This window comes from Variovorax monticola (genome assembly GCF_051216855.1).
Lineage (GTDB): Bacteria > Pseudomonadota > Gammaproteobacteria > Burkholderiales > Burkholderiaceae_C > Variovorax.
Map to the genome: position 1 here is coordinate 36,734 of NZ_JBPJZP010000004.1, position 19,567 is coordinate 56,300.

General features: G+C 68.5%; 17 protein-coding genes. 2 read left to right on the forward strand and 15 right to left on the reverse strand.

Going from position 1 to position 19,567, the window contains the following annotated elements:
• The first annotated feature begins 2 nt into the window (after nucleotides 1-2).
• Complete coding sequence (locus ACSFA5_RS14835) at nucleotides 3-1,454, forward strand: aldehyde dehydrogenase (RefSeq protein ID WP_435444810.1); 1,452 nt, start codon at nucleotides 3-5, stop codon at nucleotides 1,452-1,454.
• 10 nt (nucleotides 1,455-1,464) lie between these two features.
• Here ACSFA5_RS14835 and ACSFA5_RS14840 read toward each other — a convergent pair whose 3' ends face one another.
• The 6 genes from ACSFA5_RS14840 to ACSFA5_RS14865 all read right to left on the reverse strand — a co-directional run bounded on the left by ACSFA5_RS14840 (nucleotide 1,465) and on the right by ACSFA5_RS14865 (nucleotide 8,344).
• On the reverse strand, nucleotides 1,465-2,094 hold the full coding sequence (locus ACSFA5_RS14840) for a hypothetical protein (RefSeq protein WP_435444811.1): 630 nt from the start codon (nucleotides 2,092-2,094) through the stop codon (nucleotides 1,465-1,467).
• The gene (locus ACSFA5_RS14845) at nucleotides 2,094-3,689 is read right to left on the reverse strand and encodes a vWA domain-containing protein (protein WP_435444812.1); all 1,596 of its coding nucleotides are present in this window, start codon (nucleotides 3,687-3,689) and stop codon (nucleotides 2,094-2,096) included. Before ACSFA5_RS14845 ends, ACSFA5_RS14840 begins: the two co-directional genes overlap by 1 nt.
• Nucleotides 3,686-4,936 (reverse strand): toxic anion resistance protein, encoded by a 1,251-nt coding sequence (locus tag ACSFA5_RS14850; protein ID WP_435444813.1) that lies wholly within the window; start codon nucleotides 4,934-4,936, stop codon nucleotides 3,686-3,688. The genes ACSFA5_RS14845 and ACSFA5_RS14850 overlap by 4 nt, the downstream gene beginning before the upstream one ends.
• A 20-nt stretch (nucleotides 4,937-4,956) precedes the next feature.
• Nucleotides 4,957-6,081 carry a hypothetical protein gene (locus ACSFA5_RS14855; protein ID WP_435444814.1) on the reverse strand — a complete coding sequence of 375 codons (1,125 nt, stop codon included), beginning with the start codon at nucleotides 6,079-6,081 and terminating at the stop codon, nucleotides 4,957-4,959.
• A gap of 69 nt (nucleotides 6,082-6,150) precedes the next feature.
• Nucleotides 6,151-7,443, reverse strand: coding sequence for an aminotransferase class V-fold PLP-dependent enzyme (locus tag ACSFA5_RS14860; protein WP_435444815.1), 1,293 nt, complete (start codon nucleotides 7,441-7,443; stop codon nucleotides 6,151-6,153).
• A gap of 4 nt (nucleotides 7,444-7,447) precedes the next feature.
• Nucleotides 7,448-8,344, reverse strand: coding sequence for a transporter substrate-binding domain-containing protein (locus ACSFA5_RS14865; RefSeq protein ID WP_435444816.1), 897 nt, complete (start codon nucleotides 8,342-8,344; stop codon nucleotides 7,448-7,450).
• Nucleotides 8,345-8,487: 143 nt separating this feature from the next.
• Here ACSFA5_RS14865 and ACSFA5_RS14870 point away from each other — a divergent pair, with 143 nt between their 5' ends.
• Entirely contained in the window at nucleotides 8,488-9,420 is a 933-nt protein-coding gene (locus tag ACSFA5_RS14870) for a LysR family transcriptional regulator (RefSeq protein WP_435445347.1), read from the forward strand.
• A 34-nt stretch (nucleotides 9,421-9,454) separates the two neighbouring features.
• On the opposite strand, the gene ACSFA5_RS14875 is transcribed toward ACSFA5_RS14870, so the two are convergent.
• The 9 genes from ACSFA5_RS14875 to ACSFA5_RS14915 all read right to left on the reverse strand — a co-directional run bounded on the left by ACSFA5_RS14875 (nucleotide 9,455) and on the right by ACSFA5_RS14915 (nucleotide 19,566).
• Complete coding sequence (locus ACSFA5_RS14875; RefSeq protein ID WP_435444817.1) at nucleotides 9,455-11,629, reverse strand: ParB/Srx family N-terminal domain-containing protein; 2,175 nt, start codon at nucleotides 11,627-11,629, stop codon at nucleotides 9,455-9,457.
• 180 nt (nucleotides 11,630-11,809) lie between these two features.
• Complete coding sequence (locus ACSFA5_RS14880; protein ID WP_435444818.1) at nucleotides 11,810-12,427, reverse strand: LexA family protein; 618 nt, start codon at nucleotides 12,425-12,427, stop codon at nucleotides 11,810-11,812.
• An 83-nt stretch (nucleotides 12,428-12,510) separates the two neighbouring features.
• Nucleotides 12,511-12,693, reverse strand: a complete 183-nt coding sequence (locus tag ACSFA5_RS14885) for a hypothetical protein (protein ID WP_435444819.1) — start codon at nucleotides 12,691-12,693, stop codon at nucleotides 12,511-12,513.
• 136 nt (nucleotides 12,694-12,829) lie between these two features.
• On the reverse strand, nucleotides 12,830-14,305 hold the full coding sequence (locus ACSFA5_RS14890; protein ID WP_435444820.1) for an N-acyl-D-amino-acid deacylase family protein: 1,476 nt from the start codon (nucleotides 14,303-14,305) through the stop codon (nucleotides 12,830-12,832).
• A complete protein-coding gene (locus ACSFA5_RS14895; protein WP_435444821.1) occupies nucleotides 14,302-15,213 on the reverse strand; it encodes a MurR/RpiR family transcriptional regulator in 912 nt (303 codons plus the stop codon). The genes ACSFA5_RS14890 and ACSFA5_RS14895 overlap by 4 nt, the downstream gene beginning before the upstream one ends.
• A 10-nt stretch (nucleotides 15,214-15,223) precedes the next feature.
• Nucleotides 15,224-16,558 (reverse strand): amino acid deaminase, encoded by a 1,335-nt coding sequence (locus ACSFA5_RS14900; protein ID WP_435444822.1) that lies wholly within the window; start codon nucleotides 16,556-16,558, stop codon nucleotides 15,224-15,226.
• A complete protein-coding gene (locus ACSFA5_RS14905) occupies nucleotides 16,555-17,532 on the reverse strand; it encodes an ABC transporter ATP-binding protein (protein WP_435444823.1) in 978 nt (325 codons plus the stop codon). Before ACSFA5_RS14905 ends, ACSFA5_RS14900 begins: the two co-directional genes overlap by 4 nt.
• Nucleotides 17,533-17,695: 163 nt before the next feature.
• Entirely contained in the window at nucleotides 17,696-18,727 is a 1,032-nt protein-coding gene (locus tag ACSFA5_RS14910) for an ABC transporter ATP-binding protein (RefSeq protein ID WP_435444824.1), read from the reverse strand.
• Nucleotides 18,727-19,566: an ABC transporter permease gene (locus ACSFA5_RS14915; protein WP_435444825.1), complete on the reverse strand. Its 840-nt coding sequence runs from the start codon at nucleotides 19,564-19,566 to the stop codon at nucleotides 18,727-18,729. Before ACSFA5_RS14915 ends, ACSFA5_RS14910 begins: the two co-directional genes overlap by 1 nt.
• Nucleotide 19,567: the final 1 nt, after the last annotated feature.

Consider the following 19,567-nt stretch of genomic DNA (forward strand, 5'->3'; position numbering starts at 1 on the left):
CCATGACCGACATTTCCATGTTCATCGACGGCGAACTCCGCACTGCCGCGGGCGACGCGCGCTTCGAGCGCCGCAACCCGCTGGACGGCAGCGTGGCCACCCGCGCCCCCGCCGGCACGCCGGCCGACGCGGTGCGCGCCGTGGAGGCCGCGCACCGCGCCTTCGCCACCTGGTCGAAGACGGGGCCCAACGAACGCCGCACACTGCTGCTGAAGGCAGCGCACGCGCTCGAAGCCCGGGCCGACGCCTTCGTGCAGGCCATGGCGCGCGAGACCGGCGCCTCGGCGCTGTGGGCCGGCTTCAACGTGCACCTGGCGGCTGGCATCCTCACCGAGGCTGCATCGCTCACCACGCAGATCGCGGGCGAGGTGATTCCGTCCGATGTGCCCGGCAGCCTGGCCATGGGTGTGCGGCAGGCCGCGGGCGTGGTGGTCGGCATCGCGCCGTGGAACGCGCCCGTGATTTTGGCCACGCGCGCCATCGCAACGCCGCTGGCCTGCGGCAACACCGTGGTGCTCAAGGGCTCGGAGCTGTGCCCCGAGACGCACGCGCTCATCGTCGAAGCGCTGAACGAAGCCAGCCTGCCCAAGGGCGTGGTGAATTTCGTGACCAACGCGCCCGCCGATGCAGGCGCCGTGGTCGAAGCCATGGTCGCGCACCCGGCGGTGCGCCGCGTCAACTTCACCGGCTCCACGCGCGTGGGCCGGCTCATTGCGCAGACCTGCGCCAAGTACCTGAAGCCGGCCGTGCTCGAGCTCGGCGGCAAGGCGCCCTTCGTGGTGCTGGACGACGCCGACATCGACGCCGCGGTGAACGCGGCCATCTTCGGCTCGTTCGCCAACTCGGGGCAGATCTGCATGTCGACCGAGCGCATCGTGGTGGACAACGCCGTGGCCGACGCGTTCGTCGCCAAGTTCGCGGCCCGCGCGCAGGCGCTGCCCCTGGGCGATCCGCGCGAAGGCCCGGTGGTGCTGGGCTCGGTGGTCGACATGGCCACGGTGATGCGCTGCAACGCGCTGATCGACGACGCGCTCGCCAAGGGCGCGACGCTGGTCTGTGGCGGCAAGGCGGGCAACACGCTGATGCCCGCGACCGTGCTCGACCATGTGACACCCGCCATGGACATCTACCGCGAAGAATCCTTCGGCCCCGTGAAGGCGGTCGTGCGTGTCAGCGGTGTGGAAGAAGCCGTGGCCGTGGCCAACGACAACGAGTTCGGCCTGTCGTCCGCCGTGTTCGGCCGCGACGTGGCGCGCGCGTGGAATGTGGCGCGCCGCATCGACGCCGGCATCTGCCACGTCAACGGACCGACCGTGCACGATGAAGCGCAGATGCCCTTCGGCGGCGTGAAGTCCTCAGGCTACGGGCGCTTCGGCGGTCGGGCCGGGGTCGAAGCCTTCACCGAACTGCGCTGGATCACGGTCCAGACGACGCCCCGGCACTACCCGTTCTAGGCGTCGGGCATCAGCCGGCCAGAAAGTCCGGCTGGCGAAACTTCTTCTCCAGGAACTGCCCGTTGGCCACCAGCGCGGCGGCATCGCTGGACGCCACGTTGGCCACGATCTCGCGCAGCTTGCCGTCGAGCAGACCGAGTTGCTCGCCGAGCAGCTGCCGCGCCGTCTTGCCGTCCTTCACCGCATGGGTCATGCGGAAGGCCGGCGGCAGCGCCACGTAGTTGGCGAGCGTTTCGGGCAGGTAGCGCAGCACGGTCTCGCGCACGGTGAACAGGTCGTCGCCATTCGAGCGCGCGCCCACCAGGCGGGGCAGCACCTCGCCGACCGAGCCGCGCACGTTGTCCAGGCTCTTGCGCATGTCGTCGGTGAGGTGCGGCTGCGCTTGCGCGACCACGCGGTCCAGGTGCTCCAGCGTCTCGTCCACGCTCAGCGTGTCTTCGATCCGGCGTTCGAGTTCGGGGGCCTTGCGGCCCAGCAGCCAGCCGGCGACATACAGGCCCGCGGTGATCGGCAACCAGCCCCGGTCGATGACGCCGGCGAACAGCAGCGCGGGCCCCGCAAGCGCCAGCGCGCAGCCCAGGATGTTGGCGTTGCCGTAGAGAAACAGCAGCGCCCGCAGCTTCAGCGAACGCTCCGGCATCACTGGTAGCCCCGGATTTCCTTGAACACCTGGCCGAGCTGCAACTTGCGGCCGTCGAACTCGCGGCCGCCCGAGAGCTGCGCGATCTGCTGCATCTCCGACGCATTGGCCTCGCCGAACAGGATCGGGAAGATGCGCGCCGGCAGGCCGTTCGCCGCATAGCGGTCGCGGAACTCATGGACCTTGAGGCCTGAATTGTTCTCGCCGTCGGTCAGCAGCACGATGCTCACGAAGCGGTCGGGCTCGCGCTGCTGCTCCTGGCGCGCGAGGTCTTCGGCGGCGGCCAGCGCGGAGTAGATCGCCGTGCCGCCGTCGGCCGTCATCGCGTCGGCCAGGCGGCGCAGCTCGGCGCGCGCCGCGGCAATGCCGTCGCCTTCGAAGCGCACCCACACGGGTGGCGACACCTGGCTTGCGAAGGTGATCAGCACCACGCGCTCGCGGCTCTGGAAGGCGCTGTAGCGCGCGCTCGCGGTGCTGGCCGCATCGGCGCCGGAGAGCAGCTTCAGGGCCTCGCGCATCGAGGCCAGGCGCTTGCCCTGCATCGAGCCGCTGAGGTCGAGCACGAAGATCGAGGTGGCGGGCTTGCGCCATTGCGACTGGTAGGTGCCGAGCACCGCATCGATCACGTCCAGCCGGTTGGGAAAACCCAGCTCTGCCACGGCGGCGGTGGGCAATTGCGCCGATGCGGCCACTTCGGGGTTGGCCGGGCGCAGGAAGGCGGCCGACAGCGCATCGCGCTGGAAGGGTGCGGCCTTGAGCGTGCCCACCAGCTGGGTGTAGGCCTCGCGCTTGTCGGCGTTGAGCAGCATCAGCGGGTAGTCGGCCGAGATCATGCCGTCGCGCGGGTAGATCAGCTGGAGCTGGTCGGCCGCGGGCAGCTTCTCGTTGGCGCGCAGGATCACGGCCTCGTAGTTCACCATGGCGTCGATGGCGGACGGGTCCTTGATGTACGCCTCGGCGAGCCAGCCCGAGCTCCCTGCGGTGAGCTTCTGGCCCGAGAGGAAGGCCTTGAGCGTTGTCTCGTCCACGTCCTGCGCGCTCAGGTCTTCGGTCTTGCCGGCCAGCGCCGAGGCCACCGCGAACAGCGCGCTCATGCCGGTGTTGGAGCTGGTGGCGTTGGTCATGCCGTAGCGCAGTTGCCCGGTGCCGGCGGCCTTGGCAATCTCGGCCCAGCCGGGCGGGCGCTTGTTCCAGCCGAGCTGGGCGGCCTTGGCCTTCTTCACGCCGAGCGCAATGCGCGAATAGAAGAGCTTGTCGCGCGCGAGCGGCCTGGCCTGCAGCGCGAGCGCGGGGTACGCGCCGTTGGGCGGCAGGATGGCATCGAAGCGCTCGCCGGCGTTGATGCGCTCGACGATGTCCAGCGTGCCCGCATACGAGAGCCTGACCTCCACGCCGGCGGCCCTGGCGGCATCGACGATGGGGCCTTCGAGGTCCTTCAGCTCCGAGCCCGCGAGGATGGTGAAGGCAGCGTCCGGCATGGCCGCCGGCACGTTCCTGGCGGCCTGCGAGTCGTCGTCGCCACAGGCCGCCAGGCCCGCGGCCAGTGCAAGGAGCACAAGGAGCGCCAGCAGCCAACGCACACGCGAAAGGATCACAGCGAAACCTCTCCGCGCGGCTGCTGCAGCGCCTCGGTGGTTTCCTGGCGGCGCACGCGGTCCAGGTAGGTGCGGCTCCTGGCGACTTCGTGGGTCAGCGTGTCCACCGTGGTCTGCATGGAATCGAGCGCACGGCTCTTGAAGTCGGCGATGGTGTCCATCGTCTGGTAGATGTTGGCAAAGGCCTGCTGCAGCTTGGCGATCTCGATGGTGCTCGAGGCGGCCTGCTGGTGGATGGCGCTGCTCTGGTCGCGCAGCATCTCGCTGGTGCCGGCGATCAGGTTGCCGGTGGTGGCGTTGAGCGCGCTGATCTGGTCGAGCACCAGCTTCTGGTTGGACAACGCCTGCGCCACGATCACCGCCGTGCGCAGCGCGGCCACCGTGGTGGTGGTGGCGCGGTCCACGCCTTTCATCAGCTCCAGGTTGTTCTTGCGGATCATGTCCAGCGCGAGATAGCCCTGGATGTTCACCGCGAGCTGGGTCAGAAGGTCGGTGACTTTCTGGCGCGAATAGAACAGCATTTCTTCCCGTACCACGCGGGCCTTCTCGGGGTCGCTGGTCTCCAGCGCGCGCGCCTTGGCATCGAGCTGGCCGTCGAGCGCCTTGCCGATGTGCACGTATTTCTCGAGCCGCTCCATCAGCGTCCAGAGATTGACTTTTTCCTGCTCGATGGCGGTGTTGTCGCGCAGCAGTTCGTCCTTGCCGCGCTTGAGCGATTCGATGATCGCGTTCAGGTGCGTCTGCGACGACTGGTAGCGCTCGAAGTAGGCCAGCAGCTTGTTGCCCAGCGGAATGATGCCCAGCAGCTTGCGCGCCGAGAACAGGTCGCCCTGCTTCGAAGGGTCGAGGTCTTCGACCTGGTGGCGCAGGTCGATCAGCGACTGGCCGATCTGCGCGCCCTTGTCGAACAGGCCGTTGCGCAGCGACCCCACGGGCCGGTCGAGCATGCGGTTGGAGACGGAGGCCGAGGCCTCGATGTCCTTGTTGCCCATCGAATGGATGCGCTCCACCGCCTCCTTGAACTGGGGGTGCTGGCTGTCGTGCGCGGTGATGTCGTCGATGAAGCGCGCCACCTGCGCGTCGAGCTCGGCCACGTCCTCGGGCTTCAGACGCACCTTGCCGCTGGCGGACTCCACCGGCACCGGCGCCACGGCGGCGGGCGGCTCCAGGGTGAAGGCCTGCGGCGGCAGGAGTTCTACCGGCGCTGGCGCCGTCGTGGTGGTGGTTGCGGTGACAGGCGCGTTCATGGGAAGTGTTCCTTGGTTCATTACTTGAAGCGGGCCTCGATGGCCGTGATCATTCGTTCGAGCCATTCGAAGCTGGGCGGATCGATCACGTCGACCAGCACGTCGGGCACCTTCACGCCGCGCGAGGCCCAGGTCTCGGGACCCTTGGTGTCGCCACCGGTGCGGTAGCCGTATTCGTGTGCCAGCTCGCGCAGCACCGGGTCGTTCTCCAGCGCCGCGCCCAGCCGCACGCCGCCGGGCGTGTAGGGCACCAGCACGTGCTTGGAGAAGACGGTGGGCTTGGGGTAGAGCAGCACCATGTCGCTCTTGAGGCGGTCGGGGTTCTTCAGCCAGAACTCGACCATCTGCGATTCGTAGGCCACCAGCAGCGGCGCCTTGCCCATGCCCAGCGCGAGGTAGTCCTCGAACGGCCCGGAGGACGACTGCTCCTGGAAACCCTGCCGCAGGAACAGCGGCGCAACGACGGGCAGCACCCGGGCCACGTCTTCCTGGCTCTGCACGATCTGCTGGCTGTTGGCCAGGTAGCTCGCGAGCGCCAGGTACATCGCCGCCGAGTTGGAGGTGCGCACGTCGGTCGAATTGATCAGCAGCGACTTGCTGGTGGAGAAGGCGCTGCTGGCCTTGAGCTCCTTCCAGCGCGTGCCTTTCTCGATCATGGCCATCAGCCCCGGCAGGTCGACCACGTAGTAGAAGTCGCCCTGCTTCGCGGCGATGCCGTTGGCCACCAGGATCTCGGCAATGGGCCGCCAGCTGGCCAGCACGATGGGGGTGTAGAACGGGTTGAAGACGTTCGGCGCCTTGGCCAGCGTCTTGAGCTGCTGCGCCGCAGGCGCGCCCGAGGGAAAACCGAAGTCGAGCTTGCTCGCGTCGTAGCGGTTCGCGATGGCCCGCGATCCGGCCTTCTCGACCGTGACGGTGATGCCCTGCGCGGCCAGTGCCTTCTGCACGCGCGGGTCGGCGAAGAAGGTTTCTTTCTCGGAGCCGATCAGGCCGCGCAGCGTGACCTGCTTGTCCTGCTCGATGCGCGCCGCCGCCGCGGTGGCCGACTCATCGTGCAGCCGGGTGTTCGAATACCAGACCCCGGACCCGACCGCGGCCAGCAGGACCACGGCCAGCACCGGCGCGATCAGTTTTCGAATTTCCAAGTCTCATGCTCCTCTGACCCTCTGTAGCGGGGCTGAGAAACATCCTACTGACGCAATATGACAGTGCTGTCACACCACGGTCGCAATCTCCTGCGTGACCTCGAGGAAGCGTTCCACATCGGCCATCGAATGGCAGTGCAGCGGCGACACGCGCACCGTGCCCGCAAGCCCGAAGGACTCGAGCATCCGCTTCGAGTAGATGCTGGTCGCCACGCGTTCGTACACCGTGACGCCGCGCTTGCCGTACTCGACCACGGCCTGCGTGCAGTCGATGTGGTCGAAGCCGATGCCCAGGATCAGGTCGCGCCGGGTCAGGTCCTCGTGGTCGAGGAACACTTCGACGCCCCGCATCTCGCGCAGCCCGGTCGCGTTGCCGGTGCCGTCGAGCAGCGCGGCCAGCAGCGCGCGCTCGTGCAGCTCGATGCGCCCGATGCCCTCGACGAACAGCGCGCGGCGTTCCGTGGCATCGGTGAACTGGCCGCCGAGCCAGCAGACGTAGTCCACGATCTGCGTGAGCGCCGCAAACTGCCACGGCGCGGAACTGCCCAGGTCCCAGAAGTCCGGCTTCTTGCCCGCGAGCTTGTGGTGCGGCAACACGGCCGCGCGGTCGGACACCCACGAGAGCCCCGAGCCGCGGCAGCCGAAGAACTTGTAGGGCGCGAGGTTGATGCCGTCGACCGGCGTCTTGTGCAGGTCGATGAGGCCGTGCGGCGCATGCTGCACCGCGTCCACGAGGATGTAGAGGTCGGGCTTGATGGCGCGCGCGCGGCGCACGATTTCCGCCATGTCGAGCTTGGCGCCCGAGATGTTCGAGGCGTAGATCACGTTGAGAAGGCAGGTGTCCTTGTCGACGAGGCGCACGATCTCCTCGACGTCGACACCGCCCGTGACGGGGTTGCTCTTCGCCACGCGCAGCTCTCGGCCGAGCCGGCTTGCATAGAGGCTCATCGCATCGAAGGCCGAGGGATGCTCGAGCACGGTCGTGACCATGTTCGTTCCGGCCACGTTCTCGGCCACCGCGCGCACCATGTCGAACATCGCCCCCGAGGCGGTGAGCGAGGCATACACGCTGCCGCCCTGCGCGTTGAGGATGGTGCGCAGATCGTCGCCCGCCTTCGCCTGGATCTGCTGCAGCTCGACCGCGGTGGCGTGGATGCGCTCCGCGTTGTCGGGAATCGCATCGACCAACGCGAAGCGCTCGACCGCGGCCTTGAGCCGGAACGAGCCGCCCGCGTTGTCGAAATAGAGGCGTTCGCGCCCGTGGTGGTCGCGGTCGACGAGCAGGAAGCGCTCCTTCACCTCGCGCATCAGCGCATCGGAAAAAGCCAGGCCCCGGGGGTGGTTGTCGGGTGTGGTTGCCATGTGCTCAGACGCCCTTGTTGTTGGGGTTCTTGTAGATGTCGCGCACCGCGTCAGACATCGGAAAGTTCAGGTTCACGTTCTTCGGCGGAATCGGCGACATGAACCACTTGGTGTAGAGCTGGTCGATGGCACCCGACTTCATGAGGCCGGACACGGTTTCGTCCACCAGCGCCTTGAACTGCGGGTCGTCCTTGCGCAGCATGATGCCGTAGGGCTCCTGGCGCAGCGACTCCTTCAGCAGCTTGTATTCGCCCGGGTTGGTGGCGCTGGCGACCATGCCGGCGAGCTGCACGTCGTCCAGCACATAGGCATCGGCGCGACCGGTGGACAGCAGCAGGAAGCCGTCGGAGGTGTCCTTGCCGGCGATCTCGTTCACTTCGATGGTGCCGCTCTTGCGCGCGCCGCGCAGCAGCTGGATCGAGGTGCTGCCCGACACGGTGGCCACGTTCTTGCCGTTCAGGTCGGCCAGCGCATTGATGCCCGAGGCCTTCTTCACCGCGGCGGTGATGTTGGTCACGAAGTGGCTGGGCGCGAAGTCGACCTGTGCCTGGCGCTGCGTGGTGTTGGTGGTGGTGGCGCAGTCGAGGTCGACGGTGCCGTTCTGCAGCAGCGGAATGCGGTTGGTCGAGTTGAGCATGGTGTAGCGCACCTCGAGCTTGGGCAGGCCCAGCTTCGCCTTGATGGCGTCGACGATCTTCAGGCAGATGTCGTTGGTGAAGCCGATGGGCGCGGCGTCGGCGCTGAGCTTGTACGAGAACGGAATCTGGCTGTCGCGCGCGCCGATCTGGACCGTGCCGCTCTCCTTGATCTTCTGCAGCGTGCCGCCGTCCTGGGCGCTGGCTGCGCCACTGGCAAAAGCGAGAACCAGGCAGAGCGCGAGGGGCAGTTTCTTGAAGTTCATCGGAGGTTCCTTGAAGGGTCGAAGAAGCGTGGACAGGAGGGACGTGGGCGCATCTTCTGCTTCCGGATGAATTTCCAAAAGCGATTTTTTGTGATCGAATCACATGACTAAAAGCGTTCTTTTTGCCGGAGTGCCGCACCGTGATGACCTTCAAGCAACTCGAAGCCCTCTACTGGATCGGCCAGCTCGGCGGCTTTGCGCAGGCGGCGAACCAGCTGCACACCTCGCAGTCCGCCGTGTCCAAGCGGGTGCACGAGCTGGAGCTGCTGTTCGACACCGCCCTGTTCGACCGCAGCCAGCGCACCGCGCGCCTCACCGAAAAGGGCGAGGAGATGTTCGTGCTCGCCAAGCAGTTGCTGGCGCAGCGCGATGCCGCGGTCGAGCAGTTCGGCAAGCCCGGCGTGGTGGAGCGGCGCATCCGCATCGGCGTGACCGAGCTCACCGCCATGACCTGGCTGCCGCGGCTGGTGGGCCTGATCCAGCAGCACTACCCCAAAGTGATCCTGGAGCCCGACGTGGACGACAGCCTGCAGCTGCGCGACAAGCTGCTGGCCGACGAGCTCGACGTGGTTGTCGTGCCCGACTCCTTCGCCGACGCGCGCATGCAGAGCAAGGTCATCGGCCGCGTGCAGAGCGCATGGATGTGCAAGCCCGGCGTGCTGCCCGGCGTGTCGGCCACCGGCACCGTGCGCCTGCACGACCTGGCGCGCCACCGCATGCTGGTGCAGGGCAACAACTCGGGCACCGGCCGCGCCTACGACGCATGGATGAAGGACCAGGGCGTGCAGCCCGCGAACGTGATCGTGGTGAGCAACCTCGTGGCGCTCACGGGGCTCACCGTGTCGGGCCTGGGCGTGAGCTACCTGCCGCGCGAATGCCTGTCGCCGATGGTCGACGCGGGCATGCTCGCGGTGATCGAGGTGACGCCTGCCCTGCCCGTGGTGCGGTACGTGGCCATGCACAAGGGCGAGCACCGCAGCGCGCTGACCTCGTCCATCGTGATGCTCGCGCAGGAATGCTGCGACTTCTCGCGGATGTTCCAGGCGCAGGGGGAAGAGGAGGCCGAGCGCAGTTGATCGCCGGCAGCGCAGCGATCGACCAGCACCGCGCTTACTTCACCGCCAGCGACGCCCGGTAGCTCAACGCATACGCCAGCTTGCCCGGCTTCGCAGCCGTCACCGGCGTGTTGAGGTCGGCGAACGCGTCGCTGGCGGGCTTGTCGAAGCTCGCGCGCTTGCCCATCTCCTTGGCGGTCAGGCCGGAGGAGCCGATCGGCGTGGCGTCGGGCGTTGCGATCATCAGGTTCGACGCGGTCTGGATGGCCTGCAGGTAGCTCGCGGCGTCGGTCAGCGTGTAGGCCGAGAGCTGCAGGTTCTGCGGCGCGGCGCGCAGCCATTCGGACCAGTAGAACTCCAGGAACTCGGTGCTGTTGGCGGGCTGCGCGTAGCCGATGTCGCGCGTGAAATACAGCAGCGCACGGTACGGGTCGTCCTGCAATCCGTTGCTCAGGCCCAGTTGCTGCGGCAGGTCGGGCGGCGTGATGGCGCGGCCGTCGGGCAGCTTGAGCCACACCGTCTTGCTCGCACGCATGCCGCGCCAGAAGGTGGCGTTGTTCTGGTCCATGAAGTTGCCCTTCATCACCACCGGCACCTTCACCTCGGCACCGCCGCCGTTGGGCGCCTCCCAGAAGCTGGTGAGTGTGTGGTGGCCGTCCGTGAGGTACAGCACGCCGCGCGGGCCCACCACGGCCGACTTCAGCACGCTCGCGTCGAACGCGTTCTTGGTCGAGCAGGTGAAGCTGGCGGGGTCGGTGAGCAGCGAGGTGCCGGCGATGACCGTCCCGCCCTTGGCGCCGTCGGTGAGGCCCCTGGCTTCGCAGTAGTCGTCGAACTCTTTCTTCCACTGCGTCGAGCCGTTGGCGTTGTTGCGGTAGCGCTGCTGCTTGTAATAGACCTGGTCATAGCCGATGGCCGGCTGCGTGGGGCGCGCGTCCCCGATGCGGATGTCCATGACGGCGGTGCCGGTGGTGGGCGCGGCGGCATAGGTGTTGATCACGACCTGCGCCGGCAGCATGCGGCACACGCCCGAGAAGTTGGTGGACGCAGCGGCGTCCCTGCCGGTGCCGATGTAGTACGCGGTCTGCTTGCCCACGGGCAGCAGCACGCGCGCGAGCTTCTGGCTGTCGGCCCACTGGCCCGCGAAAAGGCCGTTCACGGCGTTGGTGCCGAGCTTCACGTCGGTGTCGACGGTGTCGGTCTGCAGCAGGCCCGCGCCCACCGACACGAAGTTGCGCTGCGTGCGGCCGGTGGCCGCGCCGGTGGTGGCGTCGAGCGCCGGCTGGCTGCACAGCCATTCGCCGTCGAGCGCGGTGGCGGACAAGGCGGTCGACGCACTCTGCAGCACCCAGGTGCCGGTGCGGAAGCTGCCGTCGGCAGCGGTGGTGAATTCGTCGGCCAGCAGCGTGGCCGCGCCCGATTGCGCATTGACCATGACGCGGCCGATGCGCTGGCCGTCCAGCGTCAGGGCGAGTGCGCCCGGGTAGGTCTGCTGGTCGGTCTCGGCTGCGAGCGTGCCGGTGTGGCCGTCGGCGCAGTTGTCGGCATAGGCCCCGCCCAGGCAGGCCCGCACGGTGCCGTCGGCCTTCAGGTTCAGCTGTCCGAACGCGGACGCGGGCGCGCCCTGCAGCACACCCTTGGCGCTGTAGCCGGACGTGAGCTTGACGAAGCTGTACACGCCGGCCAGGCGGGCCACGTCGGCCACCCCCTGGTTCGACGCGGCAATCTCGCCTTGCAGCAGCGAGCCGTCGGCCGCCTTGAGGTTGGGCACCTGGGCCAGCGAACCGCTGAGCAGGCCGCCGTCGAGCTGGAAGCGCAGGCTGAGCCGGGGCAGTGCGGCAGCGAGCGCATCGGGCACGCCGCTGCCCGCAACCACTGCGAAGGTGCCGGCCAGCAGCGAGCCGTCGGGCTGCGCGGTGTAGCTGGCGCTGACGGCGCCGGCCAGTCCGAAGCGCGAATCGACGAAGCGCAGCGTGAGCTTGCCGGCCGCGGGCTGGTCGAGGGTGATGGACACGGTGTCACCGAAACTGGCGGTGCCCGTGTACTGCGATCCGCCCGCCAGCGGCTGCAGCGCCACGACGGAGGTGTCGGGGCTGCCGGCAGCGGCACTGCCGACCGGCACGAAGCCGCTGTTGCCCCCACCGCCGCCGCCGCAGGCCGCCAGAGACAAGGCCGCAAGGCCGGCCGACACCGCGGCGCGCGCGCAGGTCCATTGAAAGTTGTGATGCATGAAAGTCCACGGAAAAGGGGCTGGGCACGTCGGCGCAGGCGCGGTGCGCCATGGCCGGAAGCGGCCCGATTCTGTGAACCCGAGGTGACAGACCCGTGACTGTGCGCCGCCGGATCGCGGGCCCCGATAGCAAATTCATCGGGCCGCAGGCAAATCTATCCGCAAATAAATGGAAAGCGGCTAGCGAAAGCGCTTGGTGAACTCGCGCACGACGCCGATCACGGTGGCGCTGCCCAGCAGCTTGATGGGGTAGCGCGTGTTGAGCGGCTTGAGGTAGAGGTCGCCGCCGTCGCGGATGAGCTGCTTGAACGTGGTTTCGTTGACGTGGTTCAGGGCAATCACGTAGTCGCCCGGCAGGGCGGCCATCTCGGGCTCGACGATGACCAGCGAGCCGTCTGGGAACGAGTCGCCGGACTCGCTCACCATGCTGTCGCCGTGCACGCGCAGCGCATAGGTGTGGCGCTTGACCGGCACCGTGACGGGCACGGTTTCGAACCGGCCCTTGGGCTTGAAGTTGTCAATGACGGTGTAGTTGCCGGCCTCGACTTCGGACACCAGCGGCACTTCAGCGCGCATGTCGAAGCCCGGGCTGATGTTGGTGCCGCCGGAGACCAGTTCGGCCAGTGAGACGCCGAGCAGTTCGGCCACACGCGGCTGGTTGCTTCGCTTGGGAGCGGTTCCGCCGGGCTTTTCCCATTGTTGTACGGCACCACGGCTCACTCCGACGGCGTCAGCAAATTGCTGCTCGCTCATCCCGAGACGTTTTCGACCTTCGCGAATAAGTTGATGAATGCTCACAGCCAAGAGGCTATGCCCTCATCGAGATAGAAATTCAATCGACGATAGCGATTCTGTCTGAACCGCTCCAGCAGGCGAAACATTTAATTCACACTGCTGACGTTCTGTACCGGGTACAGACGCCGCAGCGCCAAGGAAAGGGCAACGGCCTGCTCACGCGCGCCTGGCTCGTCGCGCGCCAATGCGGCGAGCGCCGCCTCGTAGTCGTCCGTGAGTTTCTGCCACAGCTCGAAGTCGGCTCCGAGGCTGTTCGCGTCCTTGTCCATGGTCGCTCCTGTCACGTGTTTGCCTGCCCTGGCTTCCCAGTGTGACGGATTTTCTATCCGAATGTGAGTACTTTCAGATAGCTTAGGCCTGTCGCTCGACCGACAGGGGCAGCAACCAGTCCGGCATCGCGGTCTTTCAGGTGCCGCGCGTCAGCATTCGCCCTGCACGCGCGAGCACGCGCGCTTCGATCTCGCCCCCCCGGTAGGCCAGCACGCCGTTCACGAACACCCGCTCCACGCCCTGGCTCACGCCGTGCGGCCGGTCGTAGGTGGCGGTGTCGGCGATGGTCTCGGGGTCGAACACCACCACGTCGGCCATGGCGTTGGCACGCAGCAGGCCCCGGTCGGCGATGCGCAGGTTGCGCGCGGTCATGCCGGTCATCTTGTGCACGGCCTGTTCCAGCGTAAAGAGACGGCGTTGGCGCCAGTAGCGCGCCAGAACACGCGGAAAGGCGCCCCACAGGCGCGGGTGCGGGTGGCGGTCGTGCGGCAGGCCGTCGCTGCCGATCATGGTGAGCGGGTGCGCGATGACGCGCTCCACGTCTTCTTCCTGCATCTGGAAATAACAGGCGCCGCCCGGCTTCAGGCGCTGGCAGGCCTCCTGTTCGTTGGTGCCCCACTCGCGCGCGATGTCGGAAACGAGGCGCCCGGTCATCTCCGGGTGCGGGTCGGACCAGGTCAGCAGCACGTCGATCACGCCGTCCACCAGGTCCTCGCGCAGCACCGTGGAGCCGGCCACGTAAGGGTAAACATCCATCGCGATCTGCTGGCGCCGCGCCAGTGCTTCTATCAGGGGCAGCGTTTCCTTGGTGCGGCCCCAGTTGGCGGGGCCGGCGCACTTGTGGTGAGAAATGACGAGCGGCACGCCAGCCGCGAAAGCCGAGTCGCCGGCCTCGTGCAGCGCCTCGATGATCTGCTGCATCTCGCTGCGCAGGTGCGTGGCGTACACGCCGCCATGGCGCGCCACGACGCGGGCCAGCGCGGTGACCTCTTCCGCCGGCGCCGCAAAGGCTTCTTCGTAGAACAGGCCCGAGGACATGCCATGCGCGCCGTCGGTCATGCAGTTGTCGAGCAGTGCCTCCATGCGCGCGAGCTCGTCGGCGCTGGCCGGGCGGTCGAGCGCCTGCATGGTCGCGAACCGCAGCGTGGTGTGGCCGACGAGCGCGGCCACGTTGAGCGCGGGCCGTGTCGCATCGACGGCCGCGCGGTACTCGGCCATGGTCGCGTGCTGGAACGATTCCGCGCCCAGCAGCGTGAGCGGCGGCTTCGACTGCGGCGTGCGGTACGGCGCCAGCGAAATGCCGCAGTTGCCCGTCACCACCGTGGTGATGCCCTGGGACACCTTGGGGCAACACAGCGGGTCGCGCAGCACGATGGCGTCGTCGTGCGTGTGGGCGTCGATGAAGCCGGGCGCGATCACCTTGGCGCGGCAGTCGACCACGTCAACGTCTTCCAGCCTCAAACCCTCGGGCAGCCGCCCGCGCAGGCCTTCGCCCAGCGCGACGATGCGGTCGCCCCGCAGCAGCACGTCGCCGGGCCACGAAGGACCGCCCGAGCCGTCGACCACGAGGCCCGCTTCGAGCAGGATGGCTTGGCTTGTCTTCTCGCTCACGGTGCCGCCTTCTTGCTGTTGATGCCGCCGCCGTCCCAGCTTTGCAGCGGGTGCGTGGTGGCGTCGATGCCGTGGCGCTGGAACGCCTCGCGTGCGCGCTGCAGGCGCTGCACCGCGGGCTCGCCGCGGCGTTGCGCCACCAGCACCGTGAGGATCTCGATGGCCGTGAGGTGCGTCAGGTAGGCGTCGATGCCCACGTGCATCACCGCGTCGTCGGGCACCGACAGGCCGAGCAGAAAATCGGCCTTGGCCGCGAGCGCCGTGCCCGGCCGCGTGAGGGCGACCACCTTGGCGCCTTGCCCGCGCGCGATGTCCACCGCGTCGAGCAGCGACGGCATGCCGCCCACGTGCGAGATGGCGATGACCACGCCGCCCGGGCGCTGCGCCGCGCCCGCCACCTGCTGCAGGTGGTAGTCCGCCCAGGCATTGGCCGACAGGCCGAGCCGGAACAGGCGCGCCTGCAGGTCGTTGGCCATGAACCACGAGGTGGCGCCCGCGCCGTAGATGTCCACGTGCGGCGCCGCCGCAATGGCCGACACGGCACCTTCGAGCACCTGCATGTCGAGCTGCCCGCGCACGCCCGAGACGGACGCCGCCGCGCTGCGCGCGATCTTGCCCACCACTTCGTCGGCCGCGTCCTCGATGTTCACGCGCCGGTGCAGCGGCGAGCCGCCCAGCGCCAGCTCCTGCGCCAGCGCGAGCTTGAACTCGCGCAGCCCGGCAAAGCCCAGGTCGCGGCAGGTGCGCATGATGGTGGGCACCGAGCTGCGCGAGCGCTCGGCCAGCTGCTCGAAGCTTTCTTCGAGCACGCGGTCGGGGTCTTCGAGGATCAGGTCCAGAATCGCGCGCCGCGTGGCCGGGGCACCGCTGCGGATGTCGGCGATTTTCTTGAGCAGGGAGGGCGTCATCGGTGCGCGTTCAGAAGTGCATGGCCACCGCGTCGCTCACGCGGTAGTCCTGTTCGACCACCGGCATCCAGTGCCATTTGTCGAAGGTGGTGCAGGGGTGCGAAATGCCCAGGCCGACGCGCTCGCCGACCACGGGCGCTTGCGCCTCCTCGCCCGCGTCCCAGCGCAGGTAGGCATGCTGGTCGTTCAGCGCGGTGATCTTCCATCCGGTGGGCACGCTCTGCGGCGTGAGCACGCCGCGGGCCGCGCGCGCGATGGGCACGGGCAGCGACAGGTCGAAGGAGATGTCGCGCTTGCCGACCGCAAGAATCGCCAGGCCTGGCTCGGGGCGCGACTGCACCGTGGCCCACACTTCCATCGCAGGCACCAGGCTTTCGCCGCAGTCGCACCCCAGGCGCTCGTCGACCACGTTCACCATGCGCTTGTAGAAACCGTGGTCGTGCGTGACGTAGCAGCCCGAGCGCAGCAGGCCGCGCACCGGTGCGCCCAGCGCCGGCTTCAGGCGCCCGGCCACCAGGTCGAAGATGGCCGAGCCGCCGGCGGAGACCAGCACCTCGTCGGCCTCGAAGAGCCGGTGCACGTCGCAATGGCGCGCCACGGCTTCCACGCGGTCCATCAGCGTCTTCGCATAGGCCGCGTCGGGCTCGCTGGCGCCGGTGGCGCCCTGCCCTTCGTAGGTCTCGATGCCGACGAGCTTTGCAGCCGTGCTGGCGCGCAGCCGCGTGGCGAGCGCAACGGCTTCTTCGTGCGTGCGGCAGCCGGTGCGCGCGCCTTCGACGCCGATCTCCAGCATCACCTCGAAGGGCACGCTGCCGGCATGGCGCGTCGTCCAGTCCTCGATCAACGCGAGTTGCGCGAGCGAATCGACCAGGAACACGATGCGCAGGCCGGCGTTGGCGCGCAGCAGCAGCTGGATGCCGCCCAGGTCTTCGTCGCTCACCACCTGGTTGGCGATGAGCGTGCGGCGCGCGCCGGCGGCCACGCCCACGGCCAGCTGCGTGACGGTGGCGAAGGTCAGGCCCCAGGCGCCCGCGTCGAGCTGGCGCTGGAACAGTTGCGGCGACATGGTCGTCTTGCCGTGAGGCGCCAGGTCGATGCCCCATTCGCGCACGCGCGCCTGCATCCACGCCAGGTTGTGCTCGAGCGCCTCGCGCTTGAGCACGGCCAGCGGCAGCGGCAGGTCACCGGCCAGCACGTTCCAGCCGGCGGCGCCGACTTCGCTGCGGCGGCGCGGTGCCTGGGTGCGCGGGTAGCCCTTGAAGCGGTCGCTGAGGAGCGGGTCGGTGAAGTCGGAGGCCGAGGTGGCGGCGTTGGTGTTGGCGGCGGCTGTGTCGGTCATGGTCATGCGGCGATGTTGGAGAGCAGGTCCTTGCGGATGCAGGCGCTGTAGTGTCCGGTGGAAATTTCGTCGAGCGGCGGCACGGTCTGCGCGCAGGCCTCGATGGCATGCGGGCAGCGCGTGCGGAACACGCAGCCCGAGGGCGGCGAAATGGGGCTGGGAATGTCGCCCTTCAGCGCGATGCGCTCGGTCGCCACCTCGGGGTCGGGCTTCGGGCTGGCGGCCAGCAAGGCCTGCGTGTAGGGGTGCGACGGGCGCGCGAACAGCTCGTCGGTGGCGGCGACTTCCATCACCTTGCCCAGGTACAGCACGACCACGCGGTCGCACAGGTACTCGACCACGTCGAGGTCGTGCGAGATGAAGAGCATCGTCAGGCCCAGCCGCTCGCGCAGGTCGGCCAGCAGGTTGATGACCTGCGACTGGATGGACACGTCGAGCGCCGACAGCGGCTCGTCGGCCACGATGAATTCGGGCTCCACGGCCAGCGCGCGCGCCACGCCGATGCGCTGGCGCTGACCGCCCGAGAACTCGTGCGGGAAGCGGCTGGCGTGCTCGGCGCGCAGGCCCACGGTTTCGAGCAGCTCGGCGATGCGCTTGTCGCGCGCGGCCGCGCCCTTGTGCAGGCCGTGCGTGGACAGCGCCTCGCCGAGGATGGCGCTGATGCGCATCTTCGGGTTCAGGCTGGCGTACGGGTCCTGAAAAATGATCTGCAGCTTGCTGCGCAGCTTGCGCATGCGCTCGCCGGAGAGCGCGCCGATGTCTTCGCCGCGGTACAGCACCTGGCCGCTGGTGCGTTCGAGCAGGCGCAGCACGGTGCGCCCGATGGTGCTCTTGCCCGAGCCCGATTCGCCGACCAGGCCCAGCGTTTCGCCGGGCTGGATGGCGAACGACACGTCGTCGACCGCGCGCACCGGGCGCTCGCCGCTGCCGAAGTATTTCTTGAGTCCGCGGACTTCGATGAGGGGGGCGGCGGTGGTCATCGTGGGTGTTGGCTGTTGGGTATTGGCCCCCTCCCCTTCCGGGGGAGGGTTGGGGTGGGGGCGCGACGGCGCTGGATGAAGCACTGCGCCGAATGAACGCCGCTTGCCCCCATCCCAGCCTTCCCCCGGAAGGGGAAGGAGCAAGACCGGAACACGGCGCGGGTCATGCGGCTCTCGGCAGCGCTTGCACCGCCTGCACGCGCACGCAGCGCGCCTCGCGGCCATGGTGCGTTTCGATCAGCGGCGGCATCGCCGCGCTGCACTCGGGCAGCGCCAGGTCGCAGCGCGGCTCGAAGGCGCAGCCCGGCGGCGGCGACAGCGGGCTCGACACCTGCCCGCGAATCGCGAACAGGCGCCTGGGGCGGGGCTGCCCCGGCAGGCGCGCCTTGCCCGGCAGGCAGGCCAGCAGGCCCTGCGTATACGGATGCTCGGGCTGCGCGAACAGCGGCCGCACCGGCGCGCTCTCGACCACGCGGCCCGCGTACAGCACCACCACGTCGTCCGCATGGTGCGCGACCACGCCGAGGTTGTGCGTGATGAACAGGATGCTCATGCCCGTCTCGGCCTGCAGCCGGCGCATCAGCGCCAAAATCTGCGCCTGGATGGTCACGTCCAGCGCGGTGGTGGGCTCGTCGGCGATCAGCAGCGTCGGCTCGCAGGCCATGGCCAGCGCGATCATCACGCGCTGGCGCATGCCGCCCGACAGCTGGTGCGGGTACTCGCGAATGCGTTGCGCGGCGGCCGGAATCTCCACCAGCTCCAGCATGCGCAGCGCATGCGCCATCGCCGCCTTGCGGTCGAGCCCCTTGTGCAGGCGCACGCTTTCCGCGATCTGCTCGCCGATGGTGAACACCGGGTTCAGGCTGGTCATCGGCTCCTGGAAGATCATCGACAGCTGGTTGCCGCGCAGCGACCGCATCTCGCGTTCGCCGATCTGCAGCAGGTCGAGCGTCTTGCCCTCGCGCGTCACGAACGAAGCGCTGCCGCTGACCTGCGCGTTCGCGGTCTTGGGCAGCAGGCGCATCAGCGTGAGGCTGGTGACCGACTTGCCCGAGCCCGACTCGCCCACCAGCGCGGTCGTCTTGCCGGGCTGGATGGAGAAGCTCACGTCGGCCACCGAACGCACGAGGCCGTCTTCGGTGGGAAAGCTGGTGCTCAGGTTGCTGACCGAAAGACGCGGCGTTGTGTTCGTCATCACGAGGTCTTCTTCAGTTTCGGGTCGAGCAAATCCCGCACGCCGTCGCCCAGCAACTGCAGCGACAGCGCCGTGAGGATGATGGCGAGCCCCGGGAACAGCACCACCCAGAAGGCCTGGTGCGCGTACTGCTGGCTGCCCGCGACCATGGTGCCCCAGGTCGGGATCTCGGGCGGCACGCCGACGCCGAGGAACGACAGCCCCGCTTCCGCCAGGATGGCGTACGCGAAGATGAACGACACCTGCACGAGGATCGGCGACATCAGGTTCGGCAGTATGTGGCGCCACAGGATGCGCGAGGTGCGCACGCCCAGCGCGCGCACCGCTTCCACGAACAGCAACTCGCGCACCACCAGCGTCGAGGCCCGCACCACCCGCGCCACGCGCGGCGTGTACACCAGCACCAGCGCGAGCACGGTGTTCATCAGCGAGGGCCCGAGGACGGCCACCAGCGCGATGGCCAGCAGGATGTCGGGGAAGGACATCATCGCGTCGACCACGCGCATCAGCGGGGTGTCGAGCCGGCGGAAGAAGCCCGCCATCAGGCCCAGCGCGGTGCCTGCAATGACGGCACCGAGGGCGGTGAGCGCCGCGATGGCCAGCGAGTAGCGCGCGCCGTGCACGATGCGCGCGTACATGTCGCGGCCCAGTTCGTCGGTGCCCAGCAGGTGCTCGGCGCTCGGCGCCTTCAGGCGCTGCAGCACGGCCGTGTCGTTGGGGTCGGCCGAGGCGAAGATCGGGGCGCCGATCGCCAGGATGGCGATCACCAGCAGCACCAGGGCGGAAACCATCACGATGCGGCGGTGCATCAGCTGGCGGAGCATTCGGGGCATGCGCATC

What these genes read in the sequence shown, in the direction of transcription:
- ACSFA5_RS14860 (WP_435444815.1), bottom strand. Translation starts at nt 7,443, where the DNA reads ATGGCAACCACACCCGACAACCACCCCCGGGGCCTGGCTTTTTCCGAT.
- ACSFA5_RS14915 (WP_435444825.1), bottom strand. Translation starts at nt 19,566, where the DNA reads ATGCGCATGCCCCGAATGCTCCGCCAGCTGATGCACCGCCGCATCGTG.
- ACSFA5_RS14910 (WP_435444824.1), bottom strand. Translation starts at nt 18,727, where the DNA reads ATGACGAACACAACGCCGCGTCTTTCGGTCAGCAACCTGAGCACCAGC.
- ACSFA5_RS14900 (WP_435444822.1), bottom strand. Translation starts at nt 16,558, where the DNA reads ATGACCATGACCGACACAGCCGCCGCCAACACCAACGCCGCCACCTCG.
- ACSFA5_RS14905 (WP_435444823.1), bottom strand. Translation starts at nt 17,532, where the DNA reads ATGACCACCGCCGCCCCCCTCATCGAAGTCCGCGGACTCAAGAAATAC.
- ACSFA5_RS14850 (WP_435444813.1), bottom strand. Translation starts at nt 4,936, where the DNA reads ATGAACGCGCCTGTCACCGCAACCACCACCACGACGGCGCCAGCGCCG.
- ACSFA5_RS14885 (WP_435444819.1), bottom strand. Translation starts at nt 12,693, where the DNA reads ATGGACAAGGACGCGAACAGCCTCGGAGCCGACTTCGAGCTGTGGCAG.
- ACSFA5_RS14835 (WP_435444810.1), top strand. Translation starts at nt 3, where the DNA reads ATGACCGACATTTCCATGTTCATCGACGGCGAACTCCGCACTGCCGCG.
- ACSFA5_RS14875 (WP_435444817.1), bottom strand. Translation starts at nt 11,629, where the DNA reads ATGCATCACAACTTTCAATGGACCTGCGCGCGCGCCGCGGTGTCGGCC.
- ACSFA5_RS14895 (WP_435444821.1), bottom strand. Translation starts at nt 15,213, where the DNA reads ATGACGCCCTCCCTGCTCAAGAAAATCGCCGACATCCGCAGCGGTGCC.
- ACSFA5_RS14840 (WP_435444811.1), bottom strand. Translation starts at nt 2,094, where the DNA reads ATGCCGGAGCGTTCGCTGAAGCTGCGGGCGCTGCTGTTTCTCTACGGC.
- ACSFA5_RS14865 (WP_435444816.1), bottom strand. Translation starts at nt 8,344, where the DNA reads ATGAACTTCAAGAAACTGCCCCTCGCGCTCTGCCTGGTTCTCGCTTTT.
- ACSFA5_RS14870 (WP_435445347.1), top strand. Translation starts at nt 8,488, where the DNA reads ATGACCTTCAAGCAACTCGAAGCCCTCTACTGGATCGGCCAGCTCGGC.